This window comes from Citrobacter sp. C348 (genome assembly GCF_047467975.1).
Taxonomy (GTDB): Bacteria; Pseudomonadota; Gammaproteobacteria; order Enterobacterales; family Enterobacteriaceae; genus Citrobacter; species Citrobacter gillenii.
In genome coordinates this window covers 1-4,208 of record NZ_JASJUJ010000023.1, presented here as the reverse complement: position 1 = coordinate 4,208, position 4,208 = coordinate 1, and the positions used below count along the sequence as shown (strand labels likewise).

The 4,208-nt window shown below is 56.7% G+C and carries 5 protein-coding genes and 1 pseudogene; 1 reads left to right on the top strand and 5 read right to left on the bottom strand.

Going from position 1 to position 4,208, the window contains the following annotated elements; genetic code table 11:
* The 5 genes from QNN86_RS23785 to QNN86_RS23765 all read right to left on the bottom strand — a co-directional run.
* Nucleotides 1–2,118 (bottom strand): toprim domain-containing protein (locus tag QNN86_RS23785; protein ID WP_414212400.1); only part of this gene is annotated, 2,118 nt, incomplete at its 3' end.
* 14 nt (nt 2,119–2,132) lie between these two features.
* Entirely contained in the window at nt 2,133–2,453 is a 321-nt protein-coding gene (locus QNN86_RS23780) for a DUF5375 domain-containing protein (RefSeq protein ID WP_414212399.1), read from the bottom strand.
* The gene (locus QNN86_RS23775) at nt 2,450–2,677 is read right to left on the bottom strand and encodes a hypothetical protein (RefSeq protein ID WP_414212398.1); all 228 of its coding nucleotides are present in this window, start codon (nt 2,675–2,677) and stop codon (nt 2,450–2,452) included. The genes QNN86_RS23780 and QNN86_RS23775 overlap by 4 nt, the downstream gene beginning before the upstream one ends.
* The gene (locus tag QNN86_RS23770) at nt 2,674–3,225 is read right to left on the bottom strand and encodes a host cell division inhibitor Icd-like protein (protein ID WP_414212397.1); all 552 of its coding nucleotides are present in this window, start codon (nt 3,223–3,225) and stop codon (nt 2,674–2,676) included. The genes QNN86_RS23775 and QNN86_RS23770 overlap by 4 nt, the downstream gene beginning before the upstream one ends.
* Nucleotides 3,222–3,488, bottom strand: a complete 267-nt coding sequence (locus QNN86_RS23765) for a helix-turn-helix transcriptional regulator (protein ID WP_000556587.1) — start codon at nt 3,486–3,488, stop codon at nt 3,222–3,224. Before QNN86_RS23765 ends, QNN86_RS23770 begins: the two co-directional genes overlap by 4 nt.
* 474 nt (nt 3,489–3,962) lie before the next feature.
* Between QNN86_RS23765 and QNN86_RS23760 the strand changes: the two are divergent.
* Nucleotides 3,963–4,208 (top strand): annotated as a pseudogene (locus QNN86_RS23760) (capsid protein); the annotation flags it as partial.

The following is a 4,208-nucleotide window of genomic DNA, read 5'->3' as shown; positions in this document are numbered from 1 at the left end:
GTAATTACGCGGGATGATGCTGGCATTCCCCATAAACATCCCGTTGGTCTGCGGGAGCATTTCCAGATAGCCGCAAAAATCAAACGTCGGGTCAGCATCGCGCTTGATGCTGAGTGCCTCGTCGGAGTTCTGCTGCGACTGGAGCAGTGCGCGGGCGGTCATCGGGTCGCTGAATTTCTGCATAAGCTGGCGCACAATGACGGCCAGCTCGCGTGCAATTTTATCCCTGAGCTGCGGGTCGCGTTCCTCCGGGGCAATCTGTTCCGGGAAGTGAATAATCACCCGGCGACGTGACACCCCGCCGCTGCGGTCGGTGAAGCGCATGGGATTATTGTTCACGGCCAGAATCACCGCCGGAATATGTGTTGAGTACGGGTTCTGATATTTCGGGTCAACCGAGACCGCATCGCCGCCGGTGATGGCCTTAAGCCCTGCGCCGTCACCGCTCCATTTTTCCTGGTCAGGCAGACGAATAAGCGAGAATCCAATCAGGGAGGCACGCTTGCGCGGGTCTTCCAGTGTGTCGATATCGGCTGACGTGGCGTTATCCTCTCCGGCGAGCAGGGTCGCGATTTCAGCCAGAATACTTTTGCCACTCCCGCCGGGACCGGTCACTTCGAGAAAGAGCTGCCAGTCGTAACGGTTCGCCAGTACCATAAACAGCGCGGCCAGAATCACGTCGCGCTTTTGTGGATTTTTACCGGCCGCCCGGTCGAGCCAGCGCCAGAAGTTCGGCGCGTGGGTTTCCAGTATTTCGCCTTCCACCGGCGGGGTAAAATCCACGTCACACAGCGTGCGCAGCCAGTGCGATTTGTGGTGCGGGCTGAACAGGCCGCTTTGGGTATCGAGTACCCCGTTGCGAAAGCCAATCAGACGACGCGCCGGTGTATCCTGCTGCGGAATAATCAGTTTCAGGGTCTCCACCACCGAGGCAATTTTCCCGGATGAGAACGGGGCGCGTAAGCGCTGGAATAAATCGGCCACATTCCGTGAAAAAGTGGCGGCAGGAATATTTTTCCAGATGCCGTTTTCATAGCGGGACAGGAGCTGGCCGTTGGCATCCACCGCCAGCGCTTCACCGTAATGCTCAAGCACCCGCAAAGCCTTGTCGCTGGCGCTCATGGCGGTAAATTCCGCCTCGCTCATGGTGTCGAACGGGCTTTGCGCCGGTGGCCGGATGGCGTCATAAATAGTTTTGCGCGTGGCTTCCTCGCCGTACTGTATAAACGCATCATTCCAGTCACCGAACACCGGCGGCAGGGCAACAACGCCCTCACAGGCGTCTGCGGCCGCAGCGGCTTTACTCTGGCCGTCGCCGTTAAGGTCACGGTCGGCGGCGAGGACAATCTGACAGGCCGGGTACTTCTGACGGGCTAGGCTCGCCAGAGAAAGGAGGTTCACGGAGGACAGCGCCACCATGACGGTTTCCCCGGTCAGATGATGCACGGTGAGCGCGGTCGCATAACCCTCCGCAATCCACAGGCGTTTTCCGGCCTGTTTTTTCCCTTCGATGACATGACATGCCCCTTTGACCTGACCGCCTTTCAGGGTGCGTTTGAGACCGTCAGCATTGATAAGCTGAAGGTTAACCAGTGCGCCGGTATCCTCATACAGCGGGACAACCACATCCCCGGCGCGGAACGTCACGCCGCCGGTTTTATGCATGACGGTGAGCGTCAGACATTCCAGAACGGGGAAACCCTTGCGGGTGAGGTAGGCATTGCCGGTGGCCGGTCGGGTTTTCTCCATGAGCCTGACGGCCAGTGCAGCCGCCGCTTTGCGGTCGGCATCGGTTGCAGCCTCTGCGGCCGCAATCACTTCCGGGGCAACCGGCGGCAGGTTGCCGGTCACGGCATTCACCTTCCGGGCGGCCTCAGACGGATTTACACCGAACACCTTTTCGACAAGCCTGAGTCCGTCACCCGAACCACACCGGTTGCAGTACCACGTGCCGCGCCCCTCCAGGTCATCAAAGCGAAAGCGATCGCTACAGGCATCACCGCCACAAATCGGGCAGGCCTGATGGCGGTTTTTAATCACCTTCACACCCAGCGCAGGGAGAATGCGCGGCCAGTGGCCGCACGCCTGTTTTACCGTTTCTGTTACGTTCATTTTCATCGTTGTTTTCTCCCTCAGTGCAGTACCGGTGCGGTGATATGACGGGCGCAAAGCTCATCCATCACGGCCAGCCCGAGAAAGGACAGCGACGGCGAGGCTTTGAGTGGTCCGGCTTCCATTAAATCCTCCAGTAACGCACAGGCAATCTGGCGACCTTTTTCCTCGCCGTGCTGGCGCAGGTAGAAGCCCTCCAGCTCGGCGGCAATGGCGCTTTCCAGCGCGTCGAGGGTGAGGTGCGGGTATCGGTGCTGGCGTTCGCACAGGTTAAGCCAGGCACAGGCCACGGCGCGACGATACAGCGCGGCGCGTAATACGGGCGGTAATGGCTTTTTCATACGTTACCCTCCCCGGTCAGCCACTGCTGATTGCAGCGTTCGACCACGCCGTCGAGCTGGGCGGTCATAAGGTAAATCACGGAGGTGAGCTGTAAGTGCTGCGCAGGGGCACGACGAACGGTGGCGCAGTCCTGCACCTGCATCAGGTCGCCGACGAGCTGGCCGACATTGCGCATATGCTCCAGACATTCGAGGTCACGGGCGGTAATGGTGGTGTGTTTCATGCGCGCACCTCCGCAACCGGCAGACGGCCAGCAAACGAGAGAACGTAATCGCGAACAAGAGAAAGGCGCGCGGCGTGCTCATCACCGGCAACGGTGCGAAGCATACAAATACGGGGGGTACGGTCTGCGCGACGAACGGCAGCAAACACAAAGACAAACTGCGGATGTGACGGGGTGAGGGTCGTGGCCATAGTGGCAACCTCCAATAAGTAGCGGTTATCGCCACCACCAGAGCTGCAAATCTCATGGGTGGTAGCCCGGATGGGGTTTGCAGTACCGGCCTTATTGGAAACCGGCCAGCCCGAAGGCTGCCCCACCCGGACCACCATTATCTGACAGGAGCCACGGTGTAAGCACCACAGCCCGAAAAATAGGTGTGTCTGAGCAACGACATAAAAAAACACGCTCGGCGCGTGTTGTGTCGCCAATAAGTTACACGGGCTGCAAATCCCGGCTGCCGATTTTGCGACAGCGGGAAAACTATACCTGGAAACGGCGAACGGAAGCAAGCCAGAAAAAGGGGCTTTTTGCTGAGCGGCCATCATCATGCGTCATAGCCCCGGTTGCGTTCGGCAATGCGATCCGCCATCCATGCAGTAATTTCAGACTGCGCCCACGCCACGTTTTTTCCGCCGAGGGAGATTTGTTTCGGGAAGGCTTCCCGGCTGATGAGGTCGTAAATGGTCGAGCGGGACAGGCCGCACAGATGCATCACTTCGGGCAGACGGATAAAGCGTTCATGAACGGTATCAGAAACCGGCATCAGCGGCGCGGCAGGGGCAGAAGACGGGGAAGAAAAAGCAGTGTGCATCGGGCTACCTCACAAAGTCCATACAGTGCCGGTCGTGTCCGTCCGGCTTCGGGTAGCTCTCTATTTTGTGAATATTTTCCCTCAGGGCAACAAGTCATTTTGTACTGCTCCACCACACAACAGAGCGTTTTTTATACAGTGGCAAACGTTGGCCGTTTTTTGGTAAATGTTGGCAAACCGGTGGCCCATTCATGATTACTTTTGTTTATATATTTCTATTTTTTAATCGCTAAAAAGTCTAAGTGGCTGACTGGCTGAACAAACTGAAAGGTGAACAGTGGTGAACAGACGGTGAACAGTCAGACCCTCAACTATTCACCCTTTAACTTCCTGTATTACTTATCTTTTTATTTAAGGTGAACAGTGGTGAATAGTTATAAGTAAAAAAACAAACGGTGAGTAAGGTTTTCCTGCGACCTTTCTCTGGCCAGCCGGTTTTTAAGGTCTGTTTGTGCCAGCACTCTGACAACGGCAATGAATCGTGTTGTTGTGCAGGAGGCGTCAGAATCATTTCAGGTTGAACACACGGAGAGCCTGAACATGAAACCCGAACTCATTATCAAAGCCATGCAGACCGTTATCAGTAAACAGGATGAAGGAGCGGAACAACGCATTGCCGGTGCGCTGGCCGCACTTAACGAAGCAAAAGACGCACACACGGCCAGCATGGGTAAACTCAGTGACATTGAGGCTTCCATTCAGCGTTGTGAGCAGGAACGG